Genomic DNA, 19,233 nt, shown 5'->3' on the forward strand with positions numbered 1-19,233 from the left:
GTTTCAGCGCGCCCGTCTGCGACGCGCCACCCCGTATCCGCAGACGGCCAGGAGCGCGACGGCAGACGCGCCGGCGGTGAGGCCCGGCGTCATCGAGGCGGAGTCCGCCGCGTCCGGAGTGACCGACGCGCCGGCTCGGGAGCCGGCGGGGAAGGTGACAGTGGCCGTGACGGTGCGCTCGACCAGCCCGCTGGCCAGGGTGAGCCGGACCTTCCAGGGGCCGTCCGGAAGCCGCCGGTCCAGAGGCACGGTGACGGGCTCGGTGCCTCCGACGGCGAGTGTGGTGCCGAGGTTCGCCGGGAAGGGACCGGCGCTGAGCGATCCCGGCCCGTCGGACAGCGCCATGGATCCGGTCAGGTCGAGGGCACGCTTGCCGGTGTTGTGGACCTTGGCCACCACCTTCGGGATGCCGTCGGGCGCGCGCTCGGGTGTCAGCTCCTCGATCCGGAAGTCCGACGGCGGCTCGCCGCCGGCGCCGACGTCGAGGTAGATCCGCACTCCCACACGGTTGACCAGGCGGACGTTGGTGGCCCGGCCCGCGACCTGCGCCCACAGCACCGCGTACCGCTCGCCGGCCGACGCCTTCGGCGGCACCCGGACGCTGACCCGGACCACGACCGTGCCGTGCGCCGGCACCTCGCGCACGGCGGACGGCGGCGCGGACGGCCCCGTGGCCCCTTTCTCCGGCTCCGCCTTCTCCGGTGCGCCGCAGTCCGTCGCCCCGGCGGCCACATCCGCCTCCGAGACGCAGTCGTCCACCGAGACCCAGGTCGTGAGCTCGTTCGGGGTGCGGTCGGGCTCGGCCGTGAACGTGCCGCCGTTGATCGCGGCGGAGCCCGCGTAGAGGTCGACGCGCTGATCGAGGCCGGAGGTGTTCGTCACCTGCAACCGGCGGCGGATGACACTGCCTGGAGCGAGGTGGTCGACGATGTACATGTGCGCACGCGGATCGGCTTCACGGTCCTGCGGCGCGTCGAGCAGCTTGAGGCCGATGCTGTCCTCGGCAGTGGATGGCGGCGTCTGGGCCTGAACGCCGACCGCATCGGTGCTCGCGCCCAGGACGGACGCGAGCACCGATGCGAGTACCACTGCGGCCGCGCACAGCAGGCGTGCCAAGCTATGCGATCGAATGCGTCACCGTCCCGGTGTAGGTGCCGTTCACCGCGCTGGCAGGGAGCGCGATGGAGAGCGTGGGGTTCCAGGTCGCGGAGTTGTTGCCGACGCCCGCCGTGAGGCTGTAGGCCGTGCGACTGCTGTTGAGGGTCTGGGCCACGCCCGCCGTCGCCTGGCCGGGCGTGAAGGTGCCCACACCGCTCGTCGCCGTCGCGACTCCCGACCAGTAGGAGACCGCGCTGGCCGCGACCGTCTCCGCGCTCGTGGCACCACCCGTCGTGAAACTGGTGGAGATCACCGACGCCGTCCACGAGGCCGTGAGCAGGGCCCGGGCGTCGGTGACCGTGACGGCGCCGAGTTGTCCGCCGACGGTGGCGCCGGGCAGCCCGGCCCCCAGGCTCACCGAGCTCGGGACGGAGATCGACAACGAGGAACCCGAGACGGAGAACGTGACCGTCGTGTCCCCGGGCGCGGCATCGGCCACTCCGGAGACGGCGACGGCCATCGCGACTCCGGCGACCACGGAATATCGGATGCGCATGGGATCTCCTTCGTCATCCAGGCATGGATCGACAACGATCCGGATAACGCACAGTGACGGCCAATATGACTATCCACGCGCGCAGAGAATTCAAACCCAATTCCCCCATCCGACTGAATACGTCCACGGAGAGACCAGTCCAGGCAGGACCGGGAAGCACACGCATTATCGACAGCCAGAACGACTTCCGAAAGGAAGTCACATGCGAGGCGCCCCCTCGGAGTCCCTGAAGAGGAAATCCGAGACTTCTTTCCTGGCCACCGTTTTGACCTCGACTCGGCGGGGATCGTACGTGCGCAGCCGATCGCGCGAGTGTTCCGGCTCCAGCCGCGTGTCGCGGACTGGGCAGCTGCGCCGCCTTCTCCCCTCCAACCCGACGCCGCCATACGCGTCATGCCGGCGCCTCGGCCCCCCACGGTGTTCTTCGGAAAGGTGTCCCATGTCCCACCGCCCCGGCCGCCTCAGGCGGCTCTACCGTGCGCTCGCCGTCCTGGCCCTGACGGTCGCCGTCGCCGCGCCCGGCACCGCCGCCTTCGGTGACTCCGCGCACCACCCCGGACCCCTGCGCTCGTGGGTCAAGTACTGCCTCCGGCACCGGGGGCCTGCAGGACTCGTCAACTGCCTCAAGAGACACGACCGACCGCAGCCGCCGCAGCACCACCTGACCTCCACCATCAACGAGTTGCCGACCCCCACCGCCAACTCGGCCCCGCTCGGCATCACCGCCGGTTCGGACGGCGCCCTGTGGTTCACCGAGAACGCCGCGAACGCGGTGGGCACCGTCACCACGACCGGCCTGTTCACCGAATACCCGGTGCCCACCCCCAACTCGGGCCCGGCCGAGATCACCGCCGGGCCGGACGGCGCCCTGTGGTTCACCGAGTCCAACACCGACACCGTCGGCCGCATCGCCACCGACGGCACGGTCACCGAATACCCGGTCCTGTCCTCCGGCGCCTACCCGTGGGGCATCACGGCCGGGCCGGACGGCGCACTGTGGTTCGCCGAGCCGGGCGCCAGCAACATCGGCCGGATCGCCACCGACGGTACCGTCACCGAGTACCCGGTCCCGACCTTCGGCGCCTACCCGCTGAGCATCGCCGCCGGCTCCGACGGCGCCCTGTGGTTCACCGAAGTGCTGTCCGGAAGCATCGGCCGGATCGCCACCGACGGTACGGTCACCGAGTACCCGGTCCCCGCCCTGGACTCGCTGCCGATCGGCATCACCGCTGGGCCGGACGGCGCCCTGTGGTTCACCGACGCCGGCGCGGCGCAGATCGGACAGGTCACCACGGCCGGCGTGTTCACCGGCTACAACCTCACCGATCCCGTCCTCCCGTTCCCGTGGGGCATCACCGCCGGCCCGGACGGCGCCCTGTGGTTCACCGAGACGTACGGCAACGACGTCGGCCGCATCACGACGTCGGGGACCATCTCCGAGCTGCCGGTCCCGACCTTCGGCGCGAGCCCGCTGGAGATCGCCACCGGATCCGACGGCAACCTCTGGTTCACCGAGAACGTCGCGAGCCAGATCGGGCAGGTCATCCCCTGACGGCGTCGGCGGTGTGAACGATCGCGCCACCAGGCCCCGCTCCCGCCGACACCTCGGCAGGAGCGGGGGCTCGCGCGCGCGAGGGCTTGTCAGAGCCGGTCACTACGCTGAGCGCTCATGGGACTGTCGATATCGGTCGGACTCCTCTACGACCAGGCACGCAACGACCTTGAGGGACTGGAGCACCACCGGCGAGCTTTCGCCCGTCTCAGCCGGGCGCTGGCCGACGCCGGCATCCAGTGGCAGGAACCGGGGATGACCGAACCCCCGTCCGCACACACCTTCTCCGGCGGCTTCCCGTACAGCTATCTGATCCACCTGCGCCGGGTATTCGCGCTCGTCGCGTGCGGCGACCCGGTGACGCCCGCGATGGCCGTCGACGACAAGCAGTACGCCCGCGACCGCCGCAGGATCCTGGACGAGATGTCGATGCTGAGCTCGCATCTGCTCTGCCACTCCGACAGTTCCGGCTACTACGTCCCCGTCGACTTCGGCGATCCGCTCTTCCTCGACGCCGAGGCGGGAGTCGCCGGTGGCGGGATGGTCGGATCCAGCCACCGCCTGTTGGCCGAACTGGTCGGCATCGCACCGTCGATCGGCATCCGCCTCGACGACGGCGGCGTTCTCTCCGACGAGGAAGCGGGGCGCTTGGCCACCTTCCCGTCCGACGACCCGTTCGAGCCGGAGAGGACGACCTGGTACCAGCTCTACCGGGCCTGCCTGGCGAGCATCGCCGACGGCCATGCCATCGTGTTCCACTGACGCCGTCCCAGGCCGACCGGGCCGCCCGAAGCCGGCGGACCCCACCCGGCTCCGGCGGGGCGAGTGGAAACCGTCCGCACCGGGCGGAAGGATGCGGCCATGTCTGCACGAACCGGCGTGTCCGGTGACTCGTCCGAGATGGTCACCGCCGCGAGACCTGTCCTTCTGACGCTCGCTTCGGGGCAGTTCCTGATGGCGCTCGACAGTTCCGTGATGAACGTGTCGATCGCGACGGTGGCAAAGGACGTGGGCACCTCGGTGACCGGGATCCAGGGCGCGATCACGGCCTACACCCTGGTGATGGCGGTGCTCATGATTCCCGGCGGCAAGGTCGGCGCACTCATCGGCCGCAAGCGCGCGTTCATGATCGGGTGCGCGGTATACGGCTGCGGCTCGTTCACCACCTCGATCGCGCCGAACCTGCCGGTGCTCCTGCTGGGCTGGTCGTTTCTGGAGGGGGTCGGAGCGGCTCTGATCCTGCCGGCGATCGTGGCACTGGTCGCCGGGAACTTCGCCGAGCGGCAGCGTCCCGCCGCCTACGGGCTGGTCGCAGCGGCCGGGGCGATCGCGATCGCGCTCGGGCCGCTCATCGGGGGCATCGCGACCACGTACTTCTCCTGGCGCTGGGTGTTCGCCGGGGAGGTCGTGGTGGTCCTCGCGATCCTCGCGCTCGCCCGTCGCATGGCCGATGCACCGCCGGACCGGCGTCCTCGGGTCGATGTCGTCGGTGCGGTCCTGTCGGCTCTCGGGCTCGGTACCTTCGTCTACGGCGTGCTCCGCTCGGACGAGTGGGGCTGGTTCAGGCCGAAGCCGGGGGAACCCTCCTGGTTCGGGATCTCGCCGGTCGTCTGGCTGATGCTGGCGGGCGTGTTCGTGATGTGGCTCTTCCTCCGCTGGGAGAGCCGCCTCATGAAGTCGGGCAGGGAGCCCCTGGTGGACCTCACCATGCTGCACAACCGGCAGCTCTCGGGCGGCCTGACGATGTTCTTCTTCCAGTACCTCATCCAGATGGGCGTGTTCTTCGTCGTCCCGCTCTATCTGTCGGTCGCGCTCGGCCTCTCGGCGTTGACGACGGGCGTCCGCGTCATGCCGTTGTCGCTGACACTTCTCCTGGCCGCGGTCGGAATCCCCCGCCTGTTCCCCCAGGTGTCTCCGAGGGCTGTCGTACGGATCGGCCTCCTGGCAATGATGGCCGGTGCCGTGGTCCTGATGGCGGCCCTGGACACCAGCTCGGGAGCGGAGGTCACGACCATTCCGCTGCTGCTGGTCGGCCTGGGTATGGGCGCACTCGCGTCCCAGCTCGGCTCGGTCACCGTCTCCGCGGTTCCGGACGAGCAGAGCGCCGAGGTCGGCGGTGTCCAGAACACCGTCACCAACCTCGGCGCCTCGATCGGCACGGCACTCGCCGGCTCGATCATGATTGGGGTGCTCACCGCGTCCTTCCTGAACAACGTGGAACAGAACCCGGCTTTCCCCCCCGAGGTCAAGAGCCAGGCCACCGTGCAGCTCTCGGGCGGCGTCCCGTTCATCTCGGACGCCCAACTGCGGACCGCCCTGGACGAGGCCGGCGCGAGTTCGGAGGTTACCCAGGCGGCGCTGGACGCCAACGCCGACGCCCGGATCGACGGCCTCAAGGCCGCCCTTGCCATCCTCGTCCTCACCGGGCTCATCGGACTGTTCTTCGTTCAACGCATCCCGACAACCCAGCCCGGTTCGGAGCACAGTTCGGGTTACTCAGGTTGAATTCGCGATGTCGGTGGTTAGCGAAAGTCGGACGACCGAGTGTTAATGAACAGGGATCGTGCGGAAGCTGCGGATTGACTCGAGGTGCTGCTGGCTCACACGGTCGACCAGCGCACCCTGGTGATCTGCACGCGCGGCAACGACGGCTTCACCCGCCTGCTGCTCGGCTCAGCGCGGCCGCCATCCACCACGCCGCCTGCCAGGTGCTGGTGGTCCCGGCGCCGCCCGCGCGGGGGATGATGGCGCACATGAAACGTGTGATCATCACCGGCAGCTCGGGCGCGGGCAAGACCACGATGGCCGCCGCCCTCGCGGCCCAGCTTGGCCTGCCGCGCGCTGAACTGGACGCACTGCACCACGGCCCGGGCTGGGTGAAACGCCCCGAGTTCGAAGCCGACGTGGACCGTTTCACGGCCGGCCCCGCCTGGGTCTGCGAAGAGCAGTACTACGGCGTGCTGGGCGGCCTGCTCTGGGAGCGCGCCGATACCCTGGTCTGGCTCGACCTTCCCCGGCGGACCGTCACGAGACGGGTCGTCAGCCGCTCGCTGCTGCGCGTACTGACCCGCCGCGAGCTGTGGAACGGAAACCGCGAGACCTGGCGGGACCTAGTCGACCCCGATCACCCGATGCGCTGGGCCTGGGCCAACTACGCCAAGAAACGTAGCTCCACGGCCGAACGCCTTGCCCAGCACCCGCACCTGACGGTGGTCCGGCTGGTGAGCGTCAGGCATGCCCGGGACTGGCTACTCAGCTCAGCGAACTACTCAGGCTGAGCCCGCGCGGCGCTTGTAGTGGGAGTGTCGGGATCGGGCCCGGCTGCGGCGGGTCTCCGGGACGCTCAGGAGTATGAGGTCTTGCTCGTCGTCGCCGACACCCCGCCGCGGATGTTGCGGCGGCGCGCCTCCGCGTTCGAAACGGGCTATGACCCGGCGGTCCGCCTCCGTGGGGGAAGTGTGCGGACCGCCGGGGCGTGCCGGCTGGAAGGGGAGTACCGCCGGACACGGCGGGGAACGAACGCGCTCGGGGTGCCCCATCTTGCTGTCCCCGCGCCTCGCCGTAGACCCTCCAGCCGCGGCGAGGAGTCGCGTTCGTTCCCACGCATTGGAGACCGTGCCGGGCGTCGCGGATAACACTTTTCCTTCAGCGGGTCGCCGGACGGCTGGTCGGGGCCGACTCCGGTGGCGGCGGGTGGTGACGATGGGCGATGGGGTGGGCCCAGGCGATGAGGGCGAGGAGGAGGGTGAAGGGAAGGACCGTGTAGGCGGTCGCGGTGGTGGGGGTGACGTCAGGACGCATCGGCGCCGCTGTTGGGGAGGTCGAGCTCGGCCCAGATGGTCTTGCCGTTGGGGTGGCGCGGGATGGTGCCCCAGCGGTCGGCGAGGGCGTCGACGAGGGTAAGGCCGCGCCCGGACTGGGAGTTGGGGTTGAGGCGGGCCGGGAGGACGGGCAGGCGGTCGCCCCGGCAGTCGGAGACCTCGATCCGGAGCGTGGTGCCCCGGCGCACGGTGGTGGTGAGCGAGAGGTGCAGCTCGAACCCGCGCCCCGGAACACGTCCGTGCGTGATCGCGTTGGCGGCGAGCTCCGCGACGATCAGCAACGCGGAGTAGTACGGCTCGGCGTGGGTGAAGTTGAGCCCCCAGGTGGTGAGTTGACGCCGCGCAACGCGCCGGCCGATCGCCGCACCCTTGGGGCTGGCGGTGAGGACGGTGGTGTGGCGGCGGGGGTCGTCCAGGGGGATTTCAGTCGTCATGGGCAAAATCGTGAGGCCTGCGACGTACGCTGACCATGACTTCGGCAAGCACGGAGAGTGCTTGTACGGACGCGGAGGGTTCGCCGGTCGGGCGACCCAGATCAATCGCTCGAAAACGCAGTAAGGGGCGGGTGACGGCCATGGGCGGCGTCGAGAACACGGTCTTCGACGACGGCGAGACGGCGGAGAACTCGGACGGGGTCGCGGAGTTCTACAGCGCGGTGGGAAAGCAGATCAAGATCTTCCGGGAGCGTGCGGGCCTGACGCAGCGCCAGCTTGCAGAGAGAATCGGGTACAGCGAGGACATGGTCGGGGCGATCGAGCGCGGCAACCGGACCCCGAGGGTCGAGTACCTCATGGCGGCGGACGAACTCCTGGGTGCTGAAGGTGTGTTGAAGGTCGTTGCCGACGACGTGATGAGGGCGAAGGTCCGAGTGAGCACGCGCCACCCAGCCTCTCCAAGGCCTTCACCACCGAGGAGGCGAAGGCGATCGAGATCCACGGGTACAGCACCCTCGACATCCCCGGACTGCTTCAGACGGAAGCTCACGCTCGGGCGCTGTACGACATGCGCAGGCCGTGGCTCTCTGTCGAGCAGATCGATCAATGGGTGGCGGCGCGACTGGCTCGGCAGGAGATCCTGAGCAAATGGCCTTTGCCATTGATGAGTTGGGTGCTTGACGAGAGCGTCCTACGGCGCCCCTTGGGCGGTTGGGACGTACACAAGGAGCAACTGCGCCATCTGCTCAAGGTCGGAGAGATCCGCGGCTTGGAGCTACAGGTGATGCCGCTTGATAGAACGGAGAACGCCGGCATGGGTGGGCCGTTCACTCTACTCACTCCGCCCGGGCGTCCGCAGATCGCGTACGTCGAGGTCCAGCACGTCAACAGGTTGATCACGGATTCCAGTGAAGTCCGTAACATGGCTGCAAGGAACGGCACCCTCAGGGCGCAGGCCCTCAACATGAGGGAGTCCTTGGCCTTGATCGAGATGATCCTGGGAGAGCGGTAAGCATGGCCGAGCTGGCGTGGTTCAAGAGCAGCTACAGCGGTAACGAGGGCGCCGAGTGCATCGAGGTGGCGGAGACGCTCGGTGCCATCCACGTGCGTGACTCCAAGGACAGGAGCGGCCCGCAGCTGGCGTTCGAGCCAGCCGCGTGGAAGGCGTTTGTGGAGTTCGCCGCGACCGCCGAGGTCTGAAAACCGGCCTCCGGACGGCCCGCCGCTGGGCAGCGGCGGGCCGTCGGCGTACCGTCAGAGCACCCTGGAGCAGCCCGTGACCTGGGCCGGTGCGTCACACCAGGCCAATCCCTTGCTCAGCACGGAAACCCACGGCTACACCTCCGGCGGCAGGGGGTGATCCGGGGCGAGGGCGGCGGCGATGCGGTTCGTGATGATCTGGGCGGTGTTGCCGTCCGGCGTGTTGCGGCCCTTGGTGGTGGACACGGCGATGGCCAGCCCGTTCGACCGCAGGTAGGCCTGGACGGCGGCGTAGCCGAAGAAGGACGGGTTCTGCACGACCCAGTCGTTGCTCACGACGACGCCCATGCCGTAGTGCCGGGCCTCGGTGTTCAGCTGGCAGACCGTCGCCGGGCAGGTGTCGGTGGGGCCGCCGAGGCCCACGGTGCCCGGGTCCAGCAGCTCTTGACGGCTTTGCGGCGAGAGCAGCCGGCCGGAGCCGATGCCCACCGCCGAGGTGGCCAGGTCGCAGATGTCCGTGGTCAGGACGGCGCCGGGGGCGGTGGTCCAGGACGGGTTCCAGAAGGTGGACTCCTCGTAGGTGCCGCGTTCGGAGGTGAAGGCGTGCAGCACCGGTGCCGGGATGTCCGGGGTGAAGCCGTTGCGGGTCTGGTGAAGTCCGAGCGGGCCCATGATGCGCTCTTCCAGCAGGTGGTCGAGCCGGGTGCCGGTGATCTTCTCCAGGGCGGCACCGAGGATGACGAAGTTGGCGTGCGAGTAGTTCCAGTTGGTTCCCGGCTCGTACCACAGCGGCTGGCTCGTCGAGATGCCCACCAGTTCCTCGGCGGTCCACTGGCGGAACGGGTCCGCTTCGAGGGCGGCGACGAAGTCCGGGTCCCGGACGTAGTCGACCAGGCCGCTGTCGGAGCTGGCAAGCATCCGCAGGGTGATCTCGCCGGCGTGCGGGAGTTCGGGCAACCAGCGTCCGACGGGGTCGTCGAGGCCGACCTCCCCCTCGTCGACGAGCTGGAGCAGGGTGGTGCCCAGGTAAGCGATGGCCACCGAGCCGGCCCGGAAGTGCATGGCGGGGTCGGCCGGGACGCCGGTCATCGACTCGCCGACCGCGGCGGTGACGAGGTCCCGGCCATCCTCGGTGACCCGCAGCAGCACGGAGTTGAGGTCGAGCTCCTCCTTGGCCTGTTCCGCGATCCGGAGCGCCTCGCGCCCGGAGTCGTCGTGTGGGGCTGTGGCGTGGCAGCCGCGGCGGTGACCGTCCTGGTGTGTGGGGACGGCCCCGGTGGCGGGGGCGGCGGCGCCGGTGAGCAGCGTGACACAGAACAAACTGGTGATTACTGAGCGTCTCATGGCCCACAGTGTCGGCAGCCCCGCATCGCGCGCCCCGCAGCCCGGTACCGACGCGCGACGGGATCACCCGTCAGGGCCGACGGCGACCGATGGGTGATCCCGACCCAGCGCCCGGTCAGCCCTGCGGGCGGCCCGCCCGCAGGGCTGCGACGACCGCCGTCCCCAGCCTGGCTGCGGGAGCGTCCGGATCCAAGCTCAGGCCGAGGTGGGCGGGATCTCGGTGCCGGGCTCGGCGAGCAGGCGGTAGCGTCCGTTGTCGCTTCGAACGGTGCCGGCCGTGGGCTGGGGGAAGTGAGTGCCGAGGAGCAGGGCGTCGGTGTCGGCCAGGGCGTCGAGGAGCCGGCCGCGGGTGCGGAGCGCCTGGGCGGGGTCGATGTCGACGCAACTGTTCACGTGGGGGTGGGACAGCTGCACGGGGTGGTGGATGCTGTCGCCGGTGATCATTGCCCGGCGGTCGCTGCCGCGCAGTTCCACGGCCACCTGCCCCGGGGTGTGGCCTGGCGCCGGGACCAGGAAGACACCCGGTCCCACCTCGCGGCCGTCCTCGGGCACGTCGACGCGGCGCACGGCGATGTCGCCGAGGTTCCATGCCGGACCGGTGGTGGAGGGGACGGTCTGACGGGATGTGACGCTGGGCATGGAGCACCTCCGGGCCTTAAGGCAGACGCTTTGCGTTAAGCAAACTAGGCTGCCCTGGAACGCAACTATTTAGCTTTTAGGCGAGGGGGCGGGGAGAGTCCGGCCGACCGCCGCCTCCACGAGGCGGTTGGTGTAGGCCGCCGACAGGTCCGAGGGGCGGAACAGGATGCGGTACATCAGGGGAGCGACGACGATGTCCAGCAGTGTCTCCACATCGGGCACGGCCTCCCCGCGCCCGGCCGCGCGCACACCGATGGCCTTCAACTGCTCGACGGCGTAGTCGGAGCAGCGGGCCGCGTTGCCGTGTTCGGGGTCGCCCAGCAGGGCATCTCGGATGTACGTACGGCCCGCCGCCGAGGACATCTCCTCGGCGAACTGCTCCGCCCACGCTTCCAGGTCCGCCCGCAGGCTGCCATGGTCGGCCGGTGCCTCATCGGGTCGCAGCCGCTCGACGGCCACGTCGGACAGCAGTTCCCGCAGGTCTCCCCAGCGCCGGTAGACGGTGGACGGCGTGACTCCCGCCCGGGCGGCGACCAGGGGCACGGTGAGCGCGTCGCGGCCCAGCTCCGCCTCGAGTTCTCGTACGGCCTGGTGCACGGACTGCTGGACACGGGCACTGCGCCCGCCGGGGCGTGCGGATGCTCGGGGATTCATGCTCACAGCTTAATGCAAAGAAGTTGCGTCTGGGGTGCAGCTGTCAGCGGCAGTGGCTTTCAGCCCGTCCAGGGTCAGGTCGAGAAGTCGTTCGGCCTGCTCCCGCTGTTCGGGCTTCGCCGAGGTGAGGGCGATTCCGGCGAGGGCGGCGAACAGGTCGGTCGGGCTGATGTCGGCACGGATCACGCCGGCGGTGGTGCAGGCCTCCATGAGCGAGCCGATGGCGTTCTGGATCATGTCGTGGCTCTGGGCATGGGGGTTGCTCCCCGAGGCGGCCACGGCTCGCAGGGCGTCGGCCATGCCGAGTTTGGCCCTGGCGTAGTCCATGAAGAGACGCGTCCATGCGCGCAGGGCTTCGAGCGGCGGCTCGGTCGCGAGGAGATCCGGGACGACGTCGCACAGCTGGGCCACTTCATTGCGGTAGGCCGCCTCGACCAGGGCCTCCCGGGTGGGGAAGTTGCGGTAGAGGGTCGCAATGCCCACGCCGGCTTCCCTGGCGATGCGCTCGAGGTGCGCGTCCAGTCCCTCTTCGGCGAACACGCGCACCGCGGCGGTGAGGATCTTCCCCCTGTTGCGCTGTGCGTCGGCTCTCAACGGCCGTTCTGCGTCCGGGGCCATCGACGTGCCTCTTTCCTTGTCCGGTTGCCAACTGGAGGAGCCTCCAATTAGTCTCAGATTAAATGGAGGCGCCTCCAATTTCATCTCGGGCACCGCGTCGGCGGCCCGCACTCCTCACGTGGAAGGACTGACGATCATGCCAGGAATCGAAGGCAAGGTCGTGGCGATCACGGGTGCCAGCAGCGGCATCGGCGAGGCGACCGCCCTACTGCTTGCCGAACGGGGCGCCAGGGTCGTCCTCGGGGCACGCCGACCGGAGCGGCTCGAGGCCCTGGCCGCCCGGATCACACAAGCCGGCGGCGAAGCCGCTTGGACTCGCACCGACGTCACGAGGCGCGAGGACGTCGCCGGGCTCGTCGAACTGGCGCGTGACCGATTCGGCAAGCTCGACGTCCTGGTCAGCAACGCCGGGATCGGCCTGATCTCCCCGCTGGACGACCTCCGCGTCGAGGACTGGGAGCAGATGATCGACGTCAACCTCAAGGGCGTCCTGTACGGCATCGCAGCCGCCCTGCCGGTGTTCAGGGAACAGGGCTTCGGGCACTTCATCAACACCGTCTCCACAGCCGGACTGCGCATCGTCCCGCTCCAGTCGGTGTACGCCGCCACCAAGAACGCCGTGCGCACCCTCTCGGAGGGGCTGCGCCAGGAAGCCGGTGACAGCCTGCGGGTCACCGTCGTCTCACCGGGCGTCACCCGCACGGAGTTCACAGAGCCCATGGCACCCGAGATGAAGGCCCAAGTCGACGACACCATGGGCAAGATCGCGATTCCGCCGGACGCCGTCGCGCGCGCCATCGCCTTCGCCATCGAGCAGCCGGACACCGTCGACGTGGGCGACATCGTCGTCCGCCCTACCGCGCAGGGTTAGGGCCCGTCTTCACGCACGACAAGCCAACACCCGCCCGACAAACGCCCCTTGTACGGCTCAGGGCTGCCGCTGTACGGCGTCCGCGGCAGTGCCGTCCGAATGCGGTCGGGGCCCGCCGGCGCGGTGCCGGCGGGCCCTGACGGGGGTGATCAACCCTGGGCGGTCTTGAGCTTGTCGAGCTGCTGCTTGACCCACTTCTGGTCCGGCATGTCGGTGTCGGCGAGGGCCGAGTCGGCGACCATCGTGATCACGTCTCCGGTGCGGACGAAGACGTAGGTCTTCGTCTCGATCAGCGTGTTCTGACCGCCGTCCTCGTGGTACTCGGCCTTCAGGGCCAGGGTGGCGTCGCCGGACGACTGGTAGGTGGCCTTGCTGAACTTGGCCTGGTGCTTCGGCTCGGGCATGTTCGTGATGGTGACCTTGAAGTTCGCGCAGGACGCGAGAGCCGACTCGGCGGCGGCCATGGCCTTCTCCGCCTGCCCGGGCGCGTACTGGGTGAGGTGGATCTCCAGGTACTCGCGGCCCATACCGTGGTAGTAGGCGCCCGTGGCGGAGGCGACCGGTGCCTGGGCGGCGTTCCCGGCGTCGTCCAGGTCCACGATGGGCTGGCAGGCGGGCTTGTCCGCGGTCTGCTTGTGCTCGTGCTGGGGCGGGCCCACGACGGACCGCTGCTCGTCCGCGTCCAGGTCCTTCTTGGTGAGCAGCGCCTTGACGAGCTGGTCCTGCGTCAGCGGCTTCGCTGCTGCCTTGCCCGGCCCCGACGTGGCGGGCGCGGCACCCGTGGGCGCCTTGGACACGGCGCCGGTGGCGGACGCGGAGCCGGACGGGATCGGGTCGTCGCCGGGGCCGCAGGCCACGAGCGTCAGGGCGAGCGGCGCGATGGCGGCCGTGACCAGGGCAATACGCGTAGAACGCATGGTTCGGAAATCCCCCGAGATCAGAACGGATCACTTGACGGTGTCAGTCGGCCGATGAGACTGGATCATGGATCGCTGACGGCCGATCAAGTTACCGCATGATGCCGACGCCTCCGTGGCCGGGACCAACCCGTGACATGCCTGGCACGGTTTCGCTCCAGAGCACCCATCCCACTGACCAAGGGCACACACCCGTGAGGTGAGCCAGGCGATCGGGAGCAGGAAGTCGGCCACACCGACTTCCTGCTCCCGATCGGTCGCTGCTCAGCGGGCCGCGTAGACGTCCTGGACGTACCGGCCGGTCTCGATCAGGCCCTGGAGCCAGGCCTCGGCCTGCTCCTCCCCCGCCCCCGGCGCCCGGCGCACGTACAGCTCGCGGAACGCCGCCCGCACGCCCGGGGCCATCCGGGCGCCGTCGCCGCAGACGTACACCTCGGCTCCTGCTGCCAGCAGCTCCCACACCTCCTCGGCCTCCGCCGCGATGCGGTCCTGGACGAAGCGCCGCCCGTCGACCGGCGCCTCACTGAAGGCCGGGCGCATCGAGACGGCGCCGGAGTGCTCGGCCGCGTGGAGCTCGTCGCGGTGCAGGTAGTCGACGTCCGGCGCGTCGCAGCCGAAGTACAGCAGGGCCGGCGGGAGTTCGGCACCCTCGGCCAGCAGTCGGCAGCGGTCGGCGACGGCGCCGCGGAAGGGCGCCAGGCCCGTCCCGGCTCCGACCATGATCACCGGGGCGGCACTGTGGTCGATCCGGAACGCCTCCCGGCACGGCTGGACCCGCGCGAGCACGGTGTCCCCGACCGCGACCCGGGCGAGGTACCCGGAGCCGGTGCCCTGGAAGGTGCCACGCCCCGAACGGGCAGGAGCGGTGAGCACGGAGACCATCAGGTCGACGTGGGAGGGGTCGCCATCGGGCGAGGAGGAGATCGAGTAGTGCCGGGGCCGGATCGGCGGCAGCAGCTCCAGCAGCACAGGCCAGGTCAGGGCCTCGCACAGGGCCGGGTGGTCCTCGATCAGGTCCAGCAGGGTGCGCGGGTCGTCGTCGGGCAGGGCCCGCAGCGCGGCCTGCTCGGGCGGGCACGGGTTGAGCGCGACCAGCGTCGCCCGCTGCTCGGCGCTCGGGCGGTCCTGCAACTCGACGTGGTGCGTGAGGAGTTCGCGCACCGTCAGCGGCCGGTCCACGGCGAGGCCGGAACGCCGGTGCGCCGCGATGCTGAGCACGGTCTCCGGCTCCGCGCCGAACAGCTTCGCCACGCGCTCGACCAGCGCCGGGTCGTTGGCCGGCAGCACCGTGAGGTGGTCGGCGGTGCGGTAGCCGACCCCCTCGGGCAGTGCCAGCCGCACCAGCCGCTTCACGCGCGGATACGCCGGGTCCGTCAGGCTGCCGACCTCCGTGACGGTCAGCGGCGTCATGTCGTGCCGCGCCGCCAGGGCGTCCAGCGGGCCGCCGACCACCTCGGTCACCGTGTACGCGGCTGTCTCCTGCTGCCGGGCGGGGGCGTCCGCGTCGCCGTACCGCTCCAGCAGCAGGCCGCGCAGCGCCGTCCTGAACGCTCCCACCCCGCCGGCCAGGTCGCCCGAGGCGTCGGCCTCGCCGAGGGCGAGCAGCCGGGTGCCGCCGAGGGTGGCGAGGCGGTCGTCGATCAGGGTCGGGATGCGCTGGTAGGTGGCGGCGTAGGTGCGGTCGCCGATGCCGAGCACCGCGTACTCGACGCCGTCGGCGGCGCCCTCGCCGGCCTCCCGGAGCCAGCGGACGAAGGCCGCCGCGTCGTCCGTCGGCTGGCCGTTGTACGAGGCGGCGGTGATCACCACGGGACGGTCGGTCGGCAGCCCGCCCGCGTACGCGTCCAGGGGGGCAACGGCGGTGTCGCAGCCGAGTTCGGCGGCCGCCTCGGCCAGCTGGCGGGTGAACTCGCGGCTCGCGCCGTAGTTGGAGCCATGCAGGAACAGCAGCCCCATGCCCTGGCGGACCCGCCCGGGCAGCTCCGCCGTACGGGCCGGTGCGTCCACCACGACCGGGGGCGCGGGCGTGCGCGGGGCGAGGGTGAGGGTGAAGTCGTCGGGCTTGATGGTGAGCGTCTGCTTGAGGGTCAGCCGGTAGTCCGCGTGATCGATCAGCCGGTAGCGGTGGACCAGCATGCCGAGCAGCATCGTCGCCTCGTGCAGCGCGAACTGCCGCCCGATGCAGGCGCGTTCGCCGGTGCCGAACGGCTTGAAGGCGTGCGGCGAGCGGGCCGCCTCCGCCTCCGGGTCGAAGCGGGACGGATCGAACAGCTCGGGGTTGTCGCCCCAGGCCGGGTCGCGGTGCAGCATCGTGGAGAGCACCATGACGGTCTGCCCGGCGCGGAGCGGGATCCGGCCGCCGAGCAGGGTGTCCTCGCGCGCCGCCCGGCTGAACTGGGGGGCCGTCGGCCACAGCCGCAGCGCCTCGTTGAGCACCTGCCGGGTGTAGCGCAGCCGTCCGACGTCCTCGTAGGACGGCTCCGGGTCGGCCTGGTCGCCCCAGAGCGCGTCCACTTCCCGCTGGACCTGGCGGAGCACCGCCGGGTGCTTGGTGAGGTAGTACAGCGCGAAGGACAGGGCCCCCGAGGTGGTCTCGTGGCCGGCGATCAGGAAGGTGATCACCTGGTTGCGGATGTTCTCGGCATCCAGTCTGGTGCCGTCGCCGGGGTGGACGGCGCCGAGCATCAGGCCGAGCAGGTCCTCGGCCGGGCCCGGCTCGGGGCTTCCGGCGCGGGTGGCGATCACCTCGTCCACCACGCCGGTCAGGTAGTCGACGTCCACCCGGAACGCCGCGTCGCGCTCGCCGTGGTCGAGCTCGGGCGAGCGGGTGATCTTCGTCATCGCCCACTCCAGGCAGTTGACCATCGCCTCCACGAACGGGTGCGGCTCGTCCCGCTCGAAGGAGCCGAAGTCGAAGCCGAAGCCGGCCAGGCCGATGGTGTCCAGGGTCATCCGGGTCATGTCGCCGGGCACGTCCACCGGCGCTCCGGCAGCCGAGCTGCGGTCCCAGGAGTCGATGAGACGGCGGGCGACCCTGAGCATCACCGGGTGGTAGGTGCGCATGGAGCCGAGCGCGAAGGCGGGCATCAGGATGTCGTGCGCCCGGGCCCAGTTGGGCTCCTCGTTGTACGCCGTGAACAGGCCGTCGCCGGTGAACTCGCGGACGTTGACCAGGCCCGGCCCGATCCCCTTGACGAACCGTTCATCGTCGGCCAGTTCCTCGACCAGGTCCAGGCTGCTCACCATCATCAGGTCCCGCCCGTGCAGGCGCTGGACGAAGGCGGGCCCGTACTGCCTCGCCATTTCCATGCTCCGCAGGACGGGGACCGCTATCGGCGGCGCCGACGAGATGTCCACCAGGGGGACGTCGGCGTCCGTCTGCGCGGCCATCAGGCTGTCGGTCATGGGAGCGGTCATCGGGTCGGTCATGGTTTCGGACATGAGTGGGTTGCCCTTCCATGGCAGGAGGGATATCGACGCCCTCCACTCTGCGCCCACCGCGGTCGGTGCCCCACCCCCGTCGACTACATGATTGTGTAGTACCGGCGGGACGAGATCCTTGCCAACGCACCGTCAGATCTGCTGGAGGGGACCCGACATGCAACTCACCGACTGCGGTCCGGACGCCGAAACCTGGTACGACCGCGCCGTCGTCTGGCGCAACCGGACGCTGCGGCTGCTCGACCACGTGCCGGTGCCGATCGCGGTGTGCGCGTTGGGCGGCGGGATCCGCATCGTCAACCGCGCGCTAGCCGCCGAATTCGGCCTGATGACCGGGCAGTTCCACGGCCGCAAGATCCTCGAGTTCTTCACCCTCCGGGACAGCGCCACCCTGCAGACGGTCACCGAGGCCGTCCGACTGCACCGCCGCTCGCAGTACCCGGCCCGGGTCTCGTGGACGTCCGCCGACGGCACGGAGCGGCACGGCGAGATGACCGCCGCCCTGGTCAGCGACACCCCCGAGGAGACGCCCGACCTGCTGCTGACGCTGCGCACCCTCGACGAACCCCCCGCCGCGCCGGCCGCCCCGCGCGCCGAGGTCAGCCCGACCGAGGCCCGGATCCTCGCCGCGGCCGCCCGGGGCGCCACAACCGCCCAGATCGCCAAGGAGATCGGCCTCACCACGGACGGCATCAACTACCACCTCGCGCGGCTCACCCGCCGCTGGCAGGTGCCCAACCGCACGGCGCTGGTCGCCCGCGCCTACGCCACCGGCGTCCTCATGGCGGACGTCTGGCCGCCGGAGCCAGCCCGCCTGGACTGATCACCATGAGCAGGGGTGCCGAAGAAGAGCGATGCGGCGACCCGTTCGTTTAGGTTAGCCTTACCTCATGAGCACTGCCCTGTTGGCCGCGAACACGGCCGGATACGCCATGCCCCCGCTCTGGCGGATCCTCACCAAGACCGGCTACTTCCTCGGCCTGTGCGGGGCCATCGGCGCCACCGTCACCTACGCGACCACCGTGCGCCCGGCGCTTCGCGCACCGGAGAGCAGCGCCGAGGACGCCACCGTCCTGCGCGGACGATCGGCGGCCTACCTCGCCTCGGCCGGCGTGGTCCTGCTGGTCGCGGGCTACTTCCAGCTCGCCGCTCGCGTCGCACGCGCAGGAAAGGGCATGCCGTTCGCCGACGCCCTCGCGCCGGGCCACATCTGGGACTTCCTGCGGGCGCCCGCCGCCAAAGGCGCCTGGATACCCCAGGGCACGATCTACCTCGCCCAGAACGTCGTCCTCGTCGCGACGGCCGCCGCCCTGATCGCCCTGTTCGCACCGGCCGCCCGCCGCCACGCCGACGGGATCGCCCTCACCGCGTTGCCGCTCGCGCTCGCCGTCACCCTGATCGCCGCCGTCCCGGCCACCGCACCCGCCGACACCGACGCCTGGCTGAACCTGGCCTTCGACCAGGTCCACATCGTCTCGGGAACCGTCTGGCTCGGCGGCCTCGGCCTGCTCGCCGCCCTGGCCGGCACCCGCGGGCGTCTCGGCGACGGCGCCGGCCTGCTCTGGGCCGACCTGTGGCGCCGGTTCGGACTCGTCGCCATGGTCTGCGTCGCCGGCGTCGTCATCTCCGGGCTCTGGATGAGCTGGAAGCACGTCGGCGGGATCTCCCAGCTGTGGACCACCGGCTACGGGATCGCCCTGCTCGTCAAGCTCCTTCTCGTCCTCGGCCTCGTCACCGCCGGCGTCTTCAACCAGTTCTGGCTGATGCCCCGCATCGCCCGGGCCCGCCGTGCCGACGACAGCGCCTCGCTGCTGCACCTGACGCTGCGACACTTCCCCGCGGTGGTCTGGGGCGAAGTGGTCCTCGGCGTGGCCGTGCTCGCCGTCGTGCCGTTCATCACCGGCTCGGCCCGCACCGAGGCCGGCACCCCGAAGGCTGTCTCCTCGGGCAGCCTGTTCGCCGGAGGCGCCGCCCTCGCCGTCGCGCTGATCGTCTCGCTCTACGCCACGGCAAAGGCCTCCGACGCCCTGTCCCGCCGCCAGGCCGCCACGACCGCGGCCTGATCCCGCCGCGCCCCTTCCCGTGTAT

At 70.4% G+C, this 19,233-nt stretch carries 19 protein-coding genes and 1 pseudogene; 10 read left to right on the forward strand and 10 right to left on the reverse strand.

Annotation, left to right across the window (positions count from 1 at the left end):
• Positions 1–3: 3 nt before the first annotated feature.
• A complete protein-coding gene (locus F7Q99_RS33375; RefSeq protein ID WP_153468731.1) occupies positions 4–1,116 on the reverse strand; it encodes a hypothetical protein in 1,113 nt (370 codons plus the stop codon).
• A gap of 1 nt (position 1,117) precedes the next feature.
• Complete coding sequence (locus tag F7Q99_RS33380; protein WP_153468734.1) at positions 1,118–1,654, reverse strand: hypothetical protein; 537 nt, start codon at positions 1,652–1,654, stop codon at positions 1,118–1,120.
• A 439-nt stretch (positions 1,655–2,093) separates the two neighbouring features.
• On the opposite strand from F7Q99_RS33380, the gene F7Q99_RS33385 reads away from it, so the two are divergent.
• The 4 genes from F7Q99_RS33385 (at position 2,094) to F7Q99_RS33400 (ending at position 6,484) form a co-directional block, all read left to right on the forward strand.
• Entirely contained in the window at positions 2,094–3,206 is a 1,113-nt protein-coding gene (locus F7Q99_RS33385) for a Vgb family protein (RefSeq protein ID WP_230211129.1), read from the forward strand.
• A 117-nt stretch (positions 3,207–3,323) separates the two neighbouring features.
• Entirely contained in the window at positions 3,324–3,968 is a 645-nt protein-coding gene (locus F7Q99_RS33390; protein ID WP_153468737.1) for a hypothetical protein, read from the forward strand.
• Positions 3,969–4,067: 99 nt separating this feature from the next.
• Positions 4,068–5,711: an MFS transporter gene (locus F7Q99_RS33395; protein ID WP_153468739.1), complete on the forward strand. Its 1,644-nt coding sequence runs from the start codon at positions 4,068–4,070 to the stop codon at positions 5,709–5,711.
• A 248-nt stretch (positions 5,712–5,959) separates the two neighbouring features.
• A complete protein-coding gene (locus tag F7Q99_RS33400; protein ID WP_153468742.1) occupies positions 5,960–6,484 on the forward strand; it encodes a P-loop NTPase family protein in 525 nt (174 codons plus the stop codon).
• A 367-nt stretch (positions 6,485–6,851) separates the two neighbouring features.
• Here the strand turns inward: F7Q99_RS33400 and F7Q99_RS33405 are convergent, their stop codons facing one another.
• Both F7Q99_RS33405 and F7Q99_RS33410 read right to left on the reverse strand, forming a co-directional pair.
• The gene (locus F7Q99_RS33405) at positions 6,852–7,007 is read right to left on the reverse strand and encodes a hypothetical protein (protein ID WP_153468745.1); all 156 of its coding nucleotides are present in this window, start codon (positions 7,005–7,007) and stop codon (positions 6,852–6,854) included.
• The gene (locus F7Q99_RS33410; RefSeq protein ID WP_153468748.1) at positions 6,997–7,461 is read right to left on the reverse strand and encodes an ATP-binding protein; all 465 of its coding nucleotides are present in this window, start codon (positions 7,459–7,461) and stop codon (positions 6,997–6,999) included. The genes F7Q99_RS33405 and F7Q99_RS33410 overlap by 11 nt, the downstream gene beginning before the upstream one ends.
• Before the next feature lie 140 nt (positions 7,462–7,601).
• Here F7Q99_RS33410 and F7Q99_RS43460 point away from each other — a divergent pair.
• From F7Q99_RS43460 to F7Q99_RS33420, 3 genes and pseudogenes are all read left to right on the forward strand, one after another.
• Positions 7,602–7,796: pseudogene (locus tag F7Q99_RS43460) on the forward strand (helix-turn-helix domain-containing protein); the annotation flags it as partial.
• Between the two features lie 185 nt (positions 7,797–7,981).
• Positions 7,982–8,473: a DUF5753 domain-containing protein gene (locus tag F7Q99_RS41995; RefSeq protein WP_326847483.1), complete on the forward strand. Its 492-nt coding sequence runs from the start codon at positions 7,982–7,984 to the stop codon at positions 8,471–8,473.
• Between the two features lie 2 nt (positions 8,474–8,475).
• The gene (locus F7Q99_RS33420; protein WP_153468751.1) at positions 8,476–8,661 is read left to right on the forward strand and encodes a DUF397 domain-containing protein; all 186 of its coding nucleotides are present in this window, start codon (positions 8,476–8,478) and stop codon (positions 8,659–8,661) included.
• Between the two features lie 135 nt (positions 8,662–8,796).
• On the opposite strand, the gene F7Q99_RS33425 is transcribed toward F7Q99_RS33420, so the two are convergent.
• The 4 genes from F7Q99_RS33425 to F7Q99_RS33440 form a co-directional block, all read right to left on the reverse strand.
• Entirely contained in the window at positions 8,797–10,005 is a 1,209-nt protein-coding gene (locus F7Q99_RS33425; protein WP_153468754.1) for a serine hydrolase domain-containing protein, read from the reverse strand.
• Between the two features lie 195 nt (positions 10,006–10,200).
• Positions 10,201–10,644 carry an MBL fold metallo-hydrolase gene (locus F7Q99_RS33430; RefSeq protein ID WP_153468757.1) on the reverse strand — a complete coding sequence of 148 codons (444 nt, stop codon included), beginning with the start codon at positions 10,642–10,644 and terminating at the stop codon, positions 10,201–10,203.
• A 69-nt stretch (positions 10,645–10,713) separates the two neighbouring features.
• Positions 10,714–11,298, reverse strand: coding sequence for a TetR/AcrR family transcriptional regulator (locus tag F7Q99_RS33435; RefSeq protein WP_153468760.1), 585 nt, complete (start codon positions 11,296–11,298; stop codon positions 10,714–10,716).
• A gap of 9 nt (positions 11,299–11,307) precedes the next feature.
• Positions 11,308–11,916, reverse strand: a complete 609-nt coding sequence (locus F7Q99_RS33440) for a TetR/AcrR family transcriptional regulator (RefSeq protein WP_153468763.1) — start codon at positions 11,914–11,916, stop codon at positions 11,308–11,310.
• Positions 11,917–12,052: 136 nt separating this feature from the next.
• Between F7Q99_RS33440 and F7Q99_RS33445 the strand changes: the two genes are divergently transcribed.
• Positions 12,053–12,787 (forward strand): SDR family oxidoreductase, encoded by a 735-nt coding sequence (locus F7Q99_RS33445; protein WP_153468766.1) that lies wholly within the window; start codon positions 12,053–12,055, stop codon positions 12,785–12,787.
• A 149-nt stretch (positions 12,788–12,936) separates the two neighbouring features.
• On the opposite strand, the gene F7Q99_RS33450 is transcribed toward F7Q99_RS33445, so the two are convergent.
• On the reverse strand, positions 12,937–13,704 hold the full coding sequence (locus F7Q99_RS33450) for a hypothetical protein (RefSeq protein ID WP_153468769.1): 768 nt from the start codon (positions 13,702–13,704) through the stop codon (positions 12,937–12,939).
• A 264-nt stretch (positions 13,705–13,968) separates the two neighbouring features.
• Positions 13,969–17,145, reverse strand: coding sequence for a bifunctional cytochrome P450/NADPH--P450 reductase (locus tag F7Q99_RS33455; protein WP_407697900.1), 3,177 nt, complete (start codon positions 17,143–17,145; stop codon positions 13,969–13,971).
• 157 nt (positions 17,146–17,302) lie between these two features.
• Between F7Q99_RS33455 and F7Q99_RS33460 the strand changes: the two genes are divergently transcribed.
• Together F7Q99_RS33460 and F7Q99_RS33465 are read left to right on the forward strand one after the other, a co-directional pair.
• Entirely contained in the window at positions 17,303–17,968 is a 666-nt protein-coding gene (locus tag F7Q99_RS33460; protein ID WP_153468771.1) for a LuxR C-terminal-related transcriptional regulator, read from the forward strand.
• Positions 17,969–18,035: 67 nt separating this feature from the next.
• A complete protein-coding gene (locus F7Q99_RS33465; RefSeq protein ID WP_153468774.1) occupies positions 18,036–19,208 on the forward strand; it encodes a CopD family protein in 1,173 nt (390 codons plus the stop codon).
• Positions 19,209–19,233: the final 25 nt, after the last annotated feature.

Origin of the sequence: Streptomyces kaniharaensis (assembly GCF_009569385.1) — a bacterium.
GTDB classification, from domain to species: domain Bacteria; phylum Actinomycetota; class Actinomycetes; order Streptomycetales; family Streptomycetaceae; genus Kitasatospora; species Kitasatospora kaniharaensis.